The 13804-nt window shown below is 62.9% G+C and carries 12 protein-coding genes; 10 read left to right on the top strand and 2 right to left on the bottom strand.

The annotated features are described in order from the left end of the window. Positions 1-116: 116 nt before the first annotated feature. From AC3YOG_RS17935 to AC3YOG_RS17900, 8 genes are all read left to right on the top strand, one after another. A complete protein-coding gene (locus AC3YOG_RS17935; RefSeq protein ID WP_489936050.1) occupies positions 117-1667 on the top strand; it encodes a GumC family protein in 1551 nt (516 codons plus the stop codon). Then, positions 1664-2440 carry a CpsD/CapB family tyrosine-protein kinase gene (locus tag AC3YOG_RS17930; protein ID WP_489936049.1) on the top strand — a complete coding sequence of 259 codons (777 nt, stop codon included), beginning with the start codon at positions 1664-1666 and terminating at the stop codon, positions 2438-2440. The genes AC3YOG_RS17935 and AC3YOG_RS17930 overlap by 4 nt, the downstream gene beginning before the upstream one ends. 386 nt (positions 2441-2826) lie before the next feature. Beyond that, positions 2827-3327: an acyltransferase gene (locus AC3YOG_RS17925; protein WP_489936048.1), complete on the top strand. Its 501-nt coding sequence runs from the start codon at positions 2827-2829 to the stop codon at positions 3325-3327. Further along, positions 3324-4361, top strand: a complete 1038-nt coding sequence (locus AC3YOG_RS17920; RefSeq protein ID WP_489936047.1) for a Gfo/Idh/MocA family protein — start codon at positions 3324-3326, stop codon at positions 4359-4361. Before AC3YOG_RS17925 ends, AC3YOG_RS17920 begins: the two co-directional genes overlap by 4 nt. After that, the gene (locus tag AC3YOG_RS17915) at positions 4358-5461 is read left to right on the top strand and encodes a DegT/DnrJ/EryC1/StrS family aminotransferase (protein ID WP_489936046.1); all 1104 of its coding nucleotides are present in this window, start codon (positions 4358-4360) and stop codon (positions 5459-5461) included. Before AC3YOG_RS17920 ends, AC3YOG_RS17915 begins: the two co-directional genes overlap by 4 nt. After that, positions 5451-6167 carry an acyltransferase gene (locus AC3YOG_RS17910; protein ID WP_489936045.1) on the top strand — a complete coding sequence of 239 codons (717 nt, stop codon included), beginning with the start codon at positions 5451-5453 and terminating at the stop codon, positions 6165-6167. Before AC3YOG_RS17915 ends, AC3YOG_RS17910 begins: the two co-directional genes overlap by 11 nt. After that, a complete protein-coding gene (locus tag AC3YOG_RS17905; RefSeq protein WP_172123520.1) occupies positions 6167-7141 on the top strand; it encodes an NAD-dependent epimerase/dehydratase family protein in 975 nt (324 codons plus the stop codon). Before AC3YOG_RS17910 ends, AC3YOG_RS17905 begins: the two co-directional genes overlap by 1 nt. Continuing rightward, a complete protein-coding gene (locus AC3YOG_RS17900; protein WP_172123521.1) occupies positions 7138-8322 on the top strand; it encodes a DegT/DnrJ/EryC1/StrS family aminotransferase in 1185 nt (394 codons plus the stop codon). The genes AC3YOG_RS17905 and AC3YOG_RS17900 overlap by 4 nt, the downstream gene beginning before the upstream one ends. Here AC3YOG_RS17900 and AC3YOG_RS17895 read toward each other — a convergent pair. Beyond that, the gene (locus tag AC3YOG_RS17895) at positions 8319-9875 is read right to left on the bottom strand and encodes an O-antigen translocase (protein WP_489936120.1); all 1557 of its coding nucleotides are present in this window, start codon (positions 9873-9875) and stop codon (positions 8319-8321) included. The genes AC3YOG_RS17900 and AC3YOG_RS17895 overlap by 4 nt on opposite strands. Before the next feature lie 897 nt (positions 9876-10772). On the opposite strand from AC3YOG_RS17895, the gene AC3YOG_RS17890 reads away from it, so the two are divergent. Together AC3YOG_RS17890 and AC3YOG_RS17885 are read left to right on the top strand one after the other, a co-directional pair. Further along, positions 10773-11567 (top strand): response regulator transcription factor, encoded by a 795-nt coding sequence (locus AC3YOG_RS17890; protein ID WP_127753376.1) that lies wholly within the window; start codon positions 10773-10775, stop codon positions 11565-11567. 359 nt (positions 11568-11926) lie between these two features. Then, a complete protein-coding gene (locus AC3YOG_RS17885; RefSeq protein WP_489936044.1) occupies positions 11927-12535 on the top strand; it encodes an AfsR/SARP family transcriptional regulator in 609 nt (202 codons plus the stop codon). On the opposite strand, the gene lhgO is transcribed toward AC3YOG_RS17885, so the two are convergent. Next, the gene (gene lhgO, locus AC3YOG_RS17880) at positions 12532-13728 is read right to left on the bottom strand and encodes an L-2-hydroxyglutarate oxidase (RefSeq protein WP_489936043.1); all 1197 of its coding nucleotides are present in this window, start codon (positions 13726-13728) and stop codon (positions 12532-12534) included. The genes AC3YOG_RS17885 and lhgO overlap by 4 nt on opposite strands. Positions 13729-13804: the final 76 nt, after the last annotated feature.

The following is a 13804-nucleotide window of genomic DNA, read 5'->3' as shown; positions in this document are numbered from 1 at the left end:
CCAGCGGCCTACCGTATCCCCGGTCTCACCCGTGTTGGCGATGGAGCCGCTGATGAGTCGCGCTCTAGGTTCGTCGCCAGACAATTTTGGCTGAGGCGCCGCTGCAGACCGGTCGGGTGAGTGACGTGAATGCACTGAGCAATATCGACTTCAGATTTTATCTATCCCTCTTTATGCGGCGCTTGCCGCTTTTCCTGATCGTCCTGGTGATCGCGACAAGCGCCGGCGTGATCGCCACCGTGTTGCGCCCCATCGTCTTTCAGGCGACCGCTCGCATTCTTGTTGAATCCCCGCAGATCCCGGCAGAACTCGCCAAGTCCACCGTGCCTACCGGCGCGGCCGAGCAGTTCCAGATCATTCAGCAGCACGTGCTTTCGCGCGACAATCTGCTCGCGCTCGCCGACCGACTGGCCCTCTATCAGGGCCGCCCACCAATGTCGCGCGCCGAAACCTATGACGATCTGATCCGGCGCCTCGAAATCGCGCCCACCCATATTGAAAGCGGTACCGGAGCTGTTGCCACCGTATTCCGGATAGCCTTCAAGGCGGGTGACCCTGATAGCGCCGCGAACTTCGTCAATACACTCGTGACCCAGATCCTCGACAAGGACATCCAGCTGCGCACCGGTCGCGCCACCGACACCGTCACCTTTTTCGATGGCGAAGCGGCCCGGCTTGATCAGGCCCTGCGCGAAGCGGACAGCAGGATTCTTGCCTTCAAGAACGAGCACATCGACGCACTGCCCGACAGCCTCGACTTCCGCCGCGAGCAGCAAACCGTTGAGCAGCGACGCCTTTTGGTTTTGGCGCAGGAAGAATCAATGCTGCGCAAGCAGCGAACAGACCTCGAATCCCGCCCGCTGGAACTTGGCGTGATGCCGACTTCCCCGGTAGAGCAGAACCTCCAGGCGCTACGCCAATCGCTGGTGCAGCAGCAGGCGCTGTTTGCCGAAGACAGCCCGACCATCAAGGGACTGCGTGGCCGTATCGCCGCCATCGAGGGCGATCTTGCCGGAGCCAGCTCTCAACCGGGCTCCGACCGCCCCACCAACGCGCGCCAGTTCCAGATCGCTGACATTACCGACCGGCTCGCCGCCATCGCTCAGGAGCGCGAGCAGGTCCAGCGCAAGATCGCCGATCTCAGCGCCTCCATCGCCCGCACCCCGAGCAATGAAACCCGGCTCAATTCGCTCCTGCGCGATCATCATAACCTGCAGGCGCAATACGACCTGGCTGTAGCGCGCCTCGCCGAAGCATCCACGGGCAAGCAGATCGAACTGCTGCTAAAGGGCGAACGGCTTTCCTTGATCGAAAGCGCGGTCCCACCGCGTAACTTCCAAGGATTTGGCACCCGCATGCTGCTGTTCGCCAGCCTCATTGTCGGCGTGCTGGCCGGTCTTGTCGCCGTGGTCGTGCCGGAGTTCTTCAACCGTCGCATTCGCCGTCCAGCCGAGCTCACATCCCGCTTGCAGATCGTCCCCTATATCACTGTTCCATATATCGAACGTCGCATTTTTGATCATCGGCGCCTCGCAATGAGCGTCGCGGCGACTCTCACCATTCCCGTGCTGCTGCTGTTCGCCGAGATCTATCTTTCTCCGCACAAGAATATCATTGGCCAGATCCAGGCCGCGACTGCCTCACCCTTGCCGGGAGTTCAGCCATGACCATCGAAGCCGAACCCCACGCCGCCGCGACGACTTTCCCGCTAAAGCCCACGGGCCCCAGTTCCCTTGCCTGGTCGCAACTGACCGACCTGCCAGTGGACCCGCGCTGGCTCACCAAGCAGAAGATCGTTTCCTTCCAGCGCCGGCACAAGGCTGCTCTTGCCTTTGACATCTTGCGCACCAAACTGCTCAAGGCCGCCCGCGAGCAGGGCTGGAAAACCCTGGGCATCACCTCGCCCGATGCTGGCTGCGGCAAGGCGACCATTGCGGCCAACCTGGCGATCAGCCTGACTAAGCACGAGCAGGTCCGCGTCGCACTTGTGGATCTCGACCTGCGCCGGCCAGGCATCGCCCAGATCTTTGCCCATAAGAGCCGCTACAGCACCGAGGAGTTCCTCCGGGGCGAATGCCTGCCCGAGGATTTCCTGGTCCGCGTCGGCGACAATCTGGCTATTGGCGCCAGCTCTGACCAAACGGGCTACCCCGCCGAACTGCTGCACGGGCCTGGTGCAGCCCAAATGCTCGAACGCCTGCGCCAGGGACTGGGCGCCGACATGCTCATCTTCAACCTGCCTTCGATGCTGGAAAGCGATGACTGCCTGGGGCTCTTGCCCCAAGTGGAAGCCGCACTGCTGGTGGTTGGCGCCGACCACAGTACCGTCGATGATATTGATGTATGCGAGCGGGAGCTGCGCGCCCAAACCCGCATGCTCGGCGTCGTGCTCAACAAGTGCCGCTACGCCTTCGACCAGAACGTGAACTTCCAGCTTTAGCGCAGTCCCTGCCCTGCCGGACCGCGGCCCCGCGCCCCGCCACGGCTCGTTTGACGCGACCTCCCCATCGTTTCCCATCCACATCTCGAACTAGGTGCGGCTTGCCACGTCCACGGCAGAGTTCCACGGCGACCCATAACTATCCCGACGGGAGTGCCCCGCTCAAAGGACGGGTGCGGACCTCGGCAATAAATCCTTAAGCTTACGGGGCACGCGCCGACCAATAGCCCCGGCAGCGATTTTAGCTCGCTGCCCGGAAAGGCAGCTAACTCGCTAGCTCGATTAGCAAATTGCCCATCGCCCAGGGATCGCTAGCTTTGCCGGAAGTCGAGCACTGCGCGCAGCAATCACTGCCTTCACCCGCTCGCCATCTCAGGGGTAACCACATGCTGACGCGCGTCCAGCTCGAAGACGGGGTAATCATCCGACAACCCGATCTGGTCAATCTTTACGACTGCTCCATTGGTGCCGGCACCCGCATCGGCGCCTTTGTCGAAATCCAGAAAAACGCGGTCGTGGGCCGCAACTGCAAGATCTCGAGCCACAGCTTCCTCTGCGAAGGCGTCACCATCGACGACGGCGTCTTCATCGGCCACGGCGTGATGTTCACCAATGATCTCTTCCCCCGCGCCACCACCACCACCGGCGAGCCGCAGGAAGGCGATGACTGGACGGTGGTGCCCACTTTCGTGCGCCGCAACGCCTCCATCGGCAGCAATGCCACCATTCTCGCCGGCATCACCATTGGGGAAGGCGCCATGATCGGCGCCGGCGCCGTGGTGACCCGCGACGTGCCCGCCGGAGCGGTGGTGGCGGGCGTGCCCGCGCGCCCCCTCGCCGCCTCCGCCCAACCCGCCCAATTGGATACCGGAAGGCTGCAACAATGATCGGCGTCGGCGTTATTGGCTATGGCTATTGGGGTCCCAACCTCGTCCGCAACTTCTCCGATATCCCCAGTGTCGATCTGCGCTGGGTGTGCGATCTGCAGACCGAGCGGCTGGCCCGACTGCGCCTGCGCTATCCGGCGGTCAGCATCACGGAAGATCTCAACGATGTGCTCTCCGATCCCAAGGTGGATGCCGTAGCCATCGCTACCCCGGTCTCCACCCATTTCGATCTGGCCATGCGCGCCCTGTGCGCCGGCAAGAGCGTCTTTGTCGAAAAGCCGATCACCGCCACCGCCGAGCAGGCTGAACGGCTGATCGAGGAAGCAGACCGGCGCGGCCTCGTTGTGGCGGTGGACCACACCTTCATCCACACCGGCGCCGTCAAGAAGCTCCGCGAGGTCATCCAGAAGGATTTGGGTCAGGTCTACTACTACGACTCCGTCCGCGTGAATCTCGGGCTCTTCCAGCACGATGTCAGCGTGGTCTGGGACCTCGCGGTCCATGATCTTTCGATCATGGATTACGTGCTGGGCGTAGAGCCCCGCGCCGTTTCAGCCACCGGCATCGCTCATATCGCCGGCTCGCCCGAAAACATGGCCTATCTCAACCTGCATTTCGACACGACGCTGATGGCCCATATCCACGTCAACTGGCTGGCCCCGGTTAAGGTGCGCCGCACCCTCGTGGGCGGCAGCAACAAGATGGTGGTCTACGACGATCTCGAGCCCAGCGAGAAGATCAAGGTCTATGACAGCGGCATCACGCTCGACCCCATGGCCCCTCGCGCCGGCGAGCAAAAGCAGCAGATGCGCATCGGCTATCGTGCGGGCGACATGTTCGCCCCCAAGCTCGATATCACCGAGGCGCTGGGCTCCGAACTCGCCGAATTCATCGCCTGCGTGCAGCGCGGCACCAGCCCCACTGCCGATGGCGCCGCGGGCCTGCGCGTCGTCCGCATTCTTGAAGCTGCAACCCGCTCCATGGCGCAAGGCGGGACTGTGATCGAACTTGCCCCCCAACGAGTGCTGGCATGATCCCCTTTCTCAACCTGCGCGCGCAATACGCCGCCATTCAGCCCCAGATCGAAGCCGCCGCTCTTGGCGTCCTGCGCTCCACCCAATATGTGCTGGGCGCCGAGGTGGAGGCGTTCGAAGAAGAGTTCGCCGCCTATTGCGGCACCCGCCACGCCATCGCGGTTAACACCGGCACCAGCGCTTTGCAGCTGGCGCTGCTGGCTGCCGGCATCAAGGCCGGCGACGAAGTGATCACCACCCCGTTCACCTTCGTGGCCACCGCCGCCGCCATCCGCTATATCGGCGCCCGCCCGGTCTTTGTGGATATCGATCCACGCACCTTCTGCATCGATCCCAATCTCATCGAGCGGGCGATTACGCCCCGCACCCGCGCGATCATGCCGGTCCATCTCTACGGCCAGATGGCCGATATGGACGCCATCGGCATGGTCGCCGCCAAGCATGGCCTTGCGGTCATCGAGGACGCTTGTCAGGCCCACGGCGCCACCACCGAGGGACAATGCGCCGGCAGCTTTGGCCTTTCCGGCTGCTTCAGCTTTTATCCCGGCAAGAACCTGGGCGCCTGCGGCGAAGGCGGCATCGTTGTCACCAGCAATGACCAGCAGGCCCGTCTCATCCGGATGCTGCGCGACTGGGGCCAGGACCGGCGCTATCACCACGTGCTCGAAGGCTACAACTTCCGCATGGATGCCATTCAGGGCGCGGTGCTGCGCGTAAAACTGCGCGAGCTCGAGAACTGGACCGAAGCGCGCCGGGCCTGCGCCGGCGAATACAAGCAGCTGCTGGCCGGCGGGCCGGTAGAGCTCCCCTACGAAGCGCCGGGCCGCCGCCATGTCTGGCACATCTTCGCCATCCGCACGCGCGACCGCGATGGCCTGCGCGAGATGCTGGCCCGCGATGGCGTGGAAACTGGGCTGCATTACCCCGTCCCGGTGCATCTGCAGCCCAGCTATGTCGATCTGGGCCACGCGCCCGGCGACTTCCCCCAGGCCGAGGCGGCCGCCGCCACCGTCCTGTCCTTGCCCATCTACCCCGAACTCAGCACCCAGGAAGTCGAGATCATCTCCGATCTGGTGCACCAGGATGCCTATGTCTATTGAAACCCTGGATACCCCCCGCATCGCCCGCTCGGTGCATGGTCGCCGCGAGATTGAGCCGGGTCCCGCCTTTGAGGACGGCATGGTCGCCTGGCTGCGCCAGCACTACCCGGCCTCAGCCGTACGCGACCTTTATGGCCGCTTCGCCGTTGGCGATGGCGACCTCGACGCCTTGATGCGCCAATTCGTCTGGCGCAGTGCCGCCCGGCGCTGCGGGCCGGGGCTGCAGGTCGGCAGCCAGGCCGGCTTCAAGCACATCGAAACCTTCGAGATTGGCGCCAATGTCTTTATCGGGGCTGGTGCCTACATCCAGGGCCGCTTCGATGGCACCTGCATCATCGGCGACAAGGTCTGGATCGGCCCTCAGGCCTATTTCGATGCCCGCAATCTCGTCATCGGCGATTATGTCGGCTGGGGCCCCGGCGCCAAGTTGCTGGGCTCCCAGCACACCGGCCTGCCCGTCTCCGAGCCCATCATCGCCACCGATCTCGACATCCGCCCCGTGCGTATCGGCGCCGGCGCCGATATCGGCACCAATGCCACCATTCTGCCCGGCGTCACCATCGGGGAAGGCGCCATCATCGGCGCCGGTGCCGTGGTGACCACCGATATTCCCGCCTACGCCGTCGCCGCGGGTGTCCCCGCCCGCGTGCTGCGCTGGCGCAAGGACGACGACATCGTCCAAAACCCCAATCAAGGAGCGTCCTGATGCAAGGCAAACGGGTTCTGATCACGGGTGGAGCCGGCCTTATCGGCTCCCATATTGCCGATCTGGTCGCCGACCAATCTCCAGCCGAAATCGTCATCCTCGACAATTTCGTGCGCGGCCGCATGGACAACCTGGCCGCAGCGCAAGCCAAGGCGCCGATCCGGATCATCGAGGGTGATGTCCGCGACATCGCCCTGGTCCATGCCAGCATGGCGGGGATCGACACGCTCTTTCACCAGGCCGCCATCCGCATCACTCAGTGCGCCGAAGACCCGCGCCTCGCCCATGATGTGCTGGCGACCGGTACCTTCAACGTGCTCGAAGCCGCGGTGAAAGCCGGCGTCGGCAAGGTCGTTGCCGCCTCTTCCGCCTCGGTGCTCGGCGCCGCCGATCAGTTCCCCACCACCGAGCTGCACCACCCCTACAACAACCGCACCATCTATGGCGCCGCCAAGACCTACAACGAAGCGCTGCTGCGCAGTTTCAACGAGATGTATGGCCTGCCCTATGTCGCCTTGCGCTATTTCAACGTCTACGGCCCGCGCATGGATGTCTACGGTGCCTATACCGAGGTGCTGATCCGCTGGATGGAGCGCATCGCCAATGGCCTGCCCCCCATCATCATGGGCGATGGCACCCAGACCATGGATTTCGTGCATGTGCGCGATATCGCCCGCGCCAATGTGCTGGCCGCCGCAGCGCCCGCCAGCGACACCGTCTACAATGTGGCGAGCGGCACTGAAACGAGCCTCGCCGAGCTGGCCCGCACCCTCCTCGATGTCATGGGCTCGTCCTTGGCGCCGATCCACGAGCCGGCCCGCAAGGTCAACCCCGTCGCCCGCCGCCTCGCTTCAACCGAAAAAGCGACGCGCGAGCTGGGCTTCACCGCCGAAATCTCGATGAAGGAAGGCCTGCGCGATCTCGTCGCCTGGTGGCAGGCGAGCCGCGGCCTTGTCAGGAGCGATGTAGCATGACCGCCATCCGCCCCCAGCTTCCCGTCGCCAAGCCCGTGCTCGATGAACGCGAGGTCGAAGCCGCCCGCCGCGTCATCCTTTCCGGCTGGGTCACCCAGGGCCCCGAAGTCGCCCAGTTCGAGCAGGAATTCGCCGCCTATGTCGGCGCCCCCCATGCCTGTGCCCTCTCCAACTGCACCACGGCGCTGCACTTGGCGCTGATGGCCGTGGGCGTCGCCGCCGGCGACGAGGTGATCACCGTCAGCCATTCCTTCATCGCCACCGCCAACGCCGTGCGCTATTGCGGCGCCACTCCGGTCTTTGTCGACATTGCGCCCGGCACCTTCAATATCGATTCCGATCGCATCGCCGCCGCCATCACGCCGCGCACCCGCGCCATCCTCGTCGTGCACCAGCTCGGCATGCCTTGCGATCTCGCTGCGATCCTCGCCATTGCCCGCGAACATGATCTGAAAGTGGTGGAAGACGCCGCCTGCGCCACCGGCAGCGAAATCCTCTGGAACGGATCTTGGGAGCGCATCGGCCGCCCGCATGGCGACGTCGCCTGCTTTTCCTTCCACCCCCGCAAAGTCGTCACCACCGGCGACGGCGGCATGTTGACTACAGCCAGCCCTGACTTCGACCGGGCCTTCCGCCATTTGCGCCAACATGCCATGTCGGTGCCCGACACCGTCCGCCACGGCGCCCGCCAGGTGATCTTCGAGAGCTATACCGAGGTCGGTTACAACTACCGCATGACGGACCTGCAGGCCGCAATTGGCCGCGTCCAGCTCGAGCGTCTCCCCGGCATCATCGCTGATCGCCGGCGTCTTGCGGCTCTCTACACAAGCTTGCTCTCGGCCATTCCCGGTCTGCAACCACCGGCTGAGCCAGCCTGGGCGCGCAGCAACTGGCAGAGCTATTGCGTCACCCTGCCCACCCATGCCGATCAGTTGGCTGTTATGCAGGCCCTGCTCGATCGCGGCATCTCTGCCCGGCGCGCCGTGATGAACTCCCATCTCGAGCCCGCCTATGCCCGCAAGAACCTCCATCGGCAGGCCGGCTCGCTCGAGCACTCCGAGCACGCCCAGCGCACCGGGATCATGCTGCCGCTCTTTGCGCAGATGAGTGAAGACGATGTGCGCTTCGTTGTTGCGGAACTGGCCCAGATTCTCGAGCAGGTTCCCGAACTCGCGTCCTAAACCCCATCAACAGCTGACGCCGTCCGCGTCGGCTTCATCCCGAGCCCCACCCGTACCACCGTGGGCAACCAAGCGGGTATCCAGCGCTGCGGCAACAGCGCAATTAACTGGCTGAGTGCATACCAGCTCGCTCCGGCCGTCGCGATCGCCGCAACCGCAAAGCCGGGCCAGAATGGCAGCAGTTCCACTGCCGCCAGCACCGCGGCGCTCAGGGTAACAAACCCCGATCCCAGCACCAGGTTCTCGCGCGACCAGCGAAAGCCATCAAGGCTCCGCACCAGCCCATAGATCAGCATGCCGTGCCAGAGATAAAGCCCCACAAAGGCGATGCCTGCGCCGGCCAGGCCAACAAGATCGAGCAGCAACCAGGTCAACCCGACCTGCACCGTTGCCGCCGCGAGCTCCGTCCAGAAGAAGATCTGCTGCTTGCCCTTGGCTAGGATGATGAACCCCATCGGCCAGGCCACCACGCGCAACAGCATCCCGAGACAAAACCAGCGTAGCAACGGCACCGCGCCTGCAAACTCTGCTGAGTAAAACACCGCCATCACCAGCGGAGCCAGCGCCAGCGTGGCCAGCAGTCCAGGTCCCGCGAGGAGGAGACTAACCCGCGCCTGCTCGTTGACCATGCGTGTGCTGGCGACCTGGTCATCGGCAACCGCCGAAAGGCGCGGGTAAAAGTCGGTGCCCATCGCCTGGAGGATAAAGCCGACATAAATGCCCCCCAGCGCCCAGGCCGCCTGGTAGTTGCCGGCGGCATCCACGCCCAGTTCCTGCACCACGAGGATCCGGATAAGAAAGGCCGATCCGGCCATCAGCAACCCGCTAGCCATGAAGGCAAAGCCCAGCATCAACAGCCCCTTGGCCTCGGCACTAAACTCAGGCAGCGAAAGGCTGACCTCAGGCAGCGTGATTTTGCGGCAATACCACAGCGCCGCAATCCAGGTGGTCGCCGCCACCGCAATCAGCGACGGCACAATGCCGGCCTCCCCGAGCCAATATACCAGCGGAACCGCCACCACCGTGTTGAGCACCGCACCCACCACCGTCATCCTCGCTAGATCCCCGATGCGGCGACTGCCTTGGATGATCGCCATCGGTGCGCCCGCGAGGATCCGCAGCAGCACCGCTACACTCACCAGCATCACCGCGCCCGCATGCGCCGCCGTTCCAAAGGACAAGGTGGCGATCGGAACCGCAAAACCGATCAGCAAAACCATCCCCAGTACACCCAGCAGCAACGAAGCGCGCGCCAGCACTTTGGCCACGCGTGCAACCTTGAGTGCGTCCCCGGTCCCGCTGGCGAGTGCCACCTGCCGCACCCCGCTGGCCTGGATGCCCAACCCGGCAATGCTCGCGCCGAGGTCGATGATCACGTTGAACAGCCCGAACAGCCCCACGCCTGCAGGGCCCAGAAGCACAGCAAGCACTTTGAGACGCACTACGGACATGAGGATATTGATGACCGATGACCCTCCAATGAGGGAGGTTGATTTCAGGATCGCTTCATATCGGGTTTGCGCCCGGTCATCCTCACTTGTATCGCTCACCACGGATCCTGAAATATGCTGCCTTGTGCCATCAGGATTGCAGCCGCCAAGGCCAATGGGCAATCGCCCGAACTTGTGGTGTCGCGGCAATCGCTAGTCCAGAGGATCGGCCGTGCCCCGGTCTGCTAAAACATGTGGACTAGCGGGCCTGCTTCCATACCACCCGCGAGCGAACACTGCGTCGCATCAACTGTCAGTAGCCGCGCAGCCGGCCGCCACATGCCGTCCCAAACTGAGACACTCCCCGCCACATGCGAAGCAGCGGTCCGTCAGTCATCCTGACCTTTCTAGAGAGTTCAATCCATAATTTACTTGCTCATTGATCGCCCAAATCCAGCGGAAGCAAGCAATTTACAAGAAAAGCCGAGATATGATGATTCTTGTCGCCAATATTTTTTCTGTGGCAATTCAGCCGCATCTTGCGCGCAATCTCGCCGACCGCGACGGGGAGACGGGCCGAAAAGCGCCCGCCCAGTAGGAGGTTGTAACAAGCCTTTAACCCTATGGCTCCTCGCCTACCAAGATAACGGCCCACTGGGGAGTTGCCGGAACTCGGCTGCCCGAGCAAACTACTCCGCTTCACAGAACCAGCCTAATTATCTGAAAATGCAAGGGATTGTTCAAGAACGCCAGTTCGGCCCCGCCCCGTGCACAAGAAAATCTCACCCAGTTTGACTCGCTTCGAAGAACTCCCGCCGGAACCCAATGCAACTCCCCGGAGCGTTTTTCGGCTACTATTTGGGCCTACTGGCCTTACCGCACCCAAGATAATCAACTGCCGAGATACTTGCGCTCGTCTGGCTGAAGATCCGAGCTTTGTCACGGCTGTGTCACGAGGGGTATGTTCCTTGGGAGCGTCCTAAGTTAAATAGGACTAAAAAATCATCAGTTGGGGCAATCATGTTGGAAGTCATCAACCACAAGGAAGAAGGCATCTATGCCTTCTGGCACACGACCCCGTCGCGCGATGCAGAGGGCCGGGACGGAATTCTCATCCTGGCGAACACTGGCGTGACATTCCAGAGCCTGCTCAAGGCCGCTCAGCAGTGCTTCTTGCGCGTGGGGGTAACCCTATCGAGTCAGCTGCCTGAGGACGCCACGGTTCCATACAAGCCGCGGCTGATCTTGCTGGACGCTCTAGCCTTTCGCAATATACCGGGCATGATCTCGCAATGCCGCGAGCGCTACCCGGACTCGCCCATCGCGCTCTTGGTCGAGAATGGCTGGAGCGAGGATCCGGCGCTACGTGCTGTTGTGGCCGAACGCGCGATCCAGGGCCTCGTGCCCTTCAACCTCCAGATCAATGTCTGGCTAGCTGCAATCTGGCTCCTGCTTAATGGTGGCGAGTATTTTCCGAGCGTCGCCTCCCCTCGCTCAGCCGCGCGCGGCTTTCTGACCCGCCGCAGTCCCTCGAGTGGCCCGGAAGGAGCCACGGGCAGCGACACCGTTGGGGTACTGTCCAACCGGGAAGCCGAAGTGCTTGAGCTGATGTCCGACGGCTATCAGAACAAGATCATCGCGGCCAAGATGGAGCTGTCCGAGCACACGGTGAAAGTGCACGTGCACAACATCATCCGTAAGCTAAAGGTGCATAACCGCACCCAGGCAGCGGCTGTGTTTCGCTCGTTTGATCGACGACCGGGCTATGACACCCCACCAGCCGGCACCATGCCCGCTATCGTACGGACGCTATGAAGGGGCGTTAAAAACCCCTAGCGTGAGTAAATTGAAGTCCAGGCGGCCACGGACAGCAACACCAGTCAATCCGCGCAAACCACTACAATAATAGACTGACTGTTGCCGCGACCCATCCGCTACGATCACCGTCGTAAGGAGGGCCGACGAGTTAGGCGTGTCATAATTGCTAAACTACAGATCGTAAGCCGGAACCCGGGGGGGATATCATGTATGTGATAGACGGCCGAACGGCACAGGTGTCGATTTTTACCTTCGGAAATTGCCATGTGCAATCTTCGGGCAGGTTGATCAATCCACCGTTCAACTTGCTGCGAATTTTGGTCTACATCCTGCTTGAAGGACACGGAAAACCGGTTGTGCGACGGCGTATCGGCGATCTGATCTGGTCGGACAATGGCTCCGAACAGGCCAATGCCGATATCCGCCAAACGGTGGCGCGTATCCGCAAGTTCCAGGACGACAACAACTTCGAGTTGTTTTCTGCCGACCAACAGATGGCCTGGCTCAATCTGGACCAGAACATCTACATCGACTTGGCCGAATTCTTGGATATTTCCGCCAATCCCACCTCCAAGGGCTGCGTGCGGATGTGCGAGATCTATCGGGGGGAACTGCTGGAATCCCTGCGCTCTGCGGGCGAAGGGTTCGAGGAGTGGCTGGCTTTTCAGCGAACTGCCCTGCGTTACGAATTCATCAGTGCGGTCTCCCAGGCCATCGAGCTCGACACCGATCTAACGGCTCAGGAGCGCCATGCCTGTGCCACCCGCTTGCTGCAGATCGACCCATATCATGAGGGCGCCCACCGCGCCTTGATGTATGACGCGGCTGCCAAGGGCCAGTTCTCGTTCGTCAAGCAACTCTTCAATGATTGCAGCAAGCGGCTGCGGGAGGAGCTGGGTGTCGGGCCCGATGCTGAAACAGTACGGCTTTACCGCGAACTGATCAGCAGAAGCCCTACCGCCTAGTTCGCCGCTTCGAGCACTTCGCGCGCGATGTGCTCGCCGATCGGCAGGGCCGATGTTGCCGCGGGAGATGGTGCATTGCACACATGCAGCATGCGCTCCCCCCGCAGCAGCAGGAAATCCTGCACCATGGTCCCGTCGCGCCGCACCGCCTGCGCCCTGATGCCCGCCGGCATCGGGGTCAGGTCTTGGAGGGTGAGCGACGGGCAGTACTTGCGGCACGCCTCCAGATAGCGCCGCCGGAACAGGCTATTGGCCATTTCCTCGGCGCCCGCCCGAAAATGGCGGCCCATCGTGCGCCAGAACCCGGGAAACCCCACCGCTGCCGCGATGTCGGGCAGGGAGACCGCGCCCTTGTTGTAGCCCTCGCGCGCCAAACCCAGCACCGCATTGGGCCCTACGCTCACCCCACCGCCGATCATCGGCGTCAGGTGAATGCCCAGAAACGGCAAATCGGGGTCGGGCACTGGATAGATCATGGCCCTGACCACCTGGTCGCGCTGGCTGGCGAGCCGGTAGTATTCCCCGCGATACGGCACGATGGCAAAGTCTACCTCAAGGCCCGCCATGCGCGCCACCCGGTCCGATTGCAGCCCGGCGCAGGCGACCAACTGCCCGGCCGTGAACGGCACGCCTCCCGCTGACAACTCCACCCAGCGGCCGCGCGCCTGAATATAGTCCGCCGTTGTCGATAACCGGATCTCGGCCCCCGCTTCCGCCAGCTCGGCCGCCAGCGCCGCAAGGATCTGCTTGTAGTCGACGATTGCCGAACTCCTGACCAGCAGGGCGCTCAGGCCGGTGATATTGGGCTCCATCGCCTCAATACCAGCGCGGTCGAGCAGCTCCACCGCAATCCCGTTTTCTTGCGCCCGCTGGTGCAGCTTGGCCAGCCGCTCCTCCTCAAGCGCATTGGTCGCCACGATCAGCTTTCCGCGTTCCTCAAAGGCAATGCCCTGCTCGCGGCAATATTGCTTGGTCCGCGCCATACCCTCCTTGCACAGCCGGGCCTTGAGGCTCCCCGGCGCATAATAAATGCCCGAATGAATCACCCCCGAATTGCGACCTGTCTGGTGCAGCCCGAGGCTGGCTTCCTTTTCCAGCAACACCAGCGTAGCGCCTGGCCGCTTGGCCAACAGCGCCTTGGCCGTCGCCAGGCCGACAATGCCGCCCCCGATCACACAGAAATCGTAATGCATGCTGCTCGGTCCGCTTTGGCGCGCGATCGCTCGAGGGAGGGATGCTCACCACTACGCTCATCCTCGCTTGCCCGCC

The sequence above is a fragment of the Devosia sp. Z6_126 genome, from assembly GCF_058133495.1.
The sequence above is the reverse complement of the archived record's forward strand: the minus strand, read 5'-3'. Positions and strand labels throughout refer to the sequence as shown.